Raw genomic sequence first — 239 nt, 5'->3', positions numbered from 1 at the left:
CCCAGAAAAACGAAGAGGCGCCCGCAGCGAGATCGATCAGGGAGTAAGACGCCTGGGGATAGGCGAGGTCGCCCAGCTTCGTCGCATCATCCCGACTTGCCGTCTTGCTGTACCAAAGCTCTGTGCGTTGGGTGTCTCCCGCCCCATCCGGGAAACCCCAGTCGACCTCGATGCCAAACAGCAGCGATTTCGTGCGCAGGAATGTCACAGCCGGCGGCGGCGTCGTTTTCCCCTGCAAC

General features: G+C 61.9%; 1 protein-coding gene. It reads right to left on the bottom strand.

From position 1 onward, the window contains the following. Positions 1 to 239 (bottom strand): hypothetical protein (locus tag SB717_RS39275; RefSeq protein ID WP_410908717.1); only part of this gene is annotated, 239 nt, incomplete at both ends.

It is taken from the genome of Priestia sp. SIMBA_032 (assembly GCF_046535215.1).
Classification (GTDB): domain Bacteria; phylum Bacillota; class Bacilli; order Bacillales; family Bacillaceae_H; genus Priestia; species Priestia aryabhattai.
The sequence above is the reverse complement of the archived record's forward strand: the minus strand, read 5'-3'. Positions and strand labels throughout refer to the sequence as shown.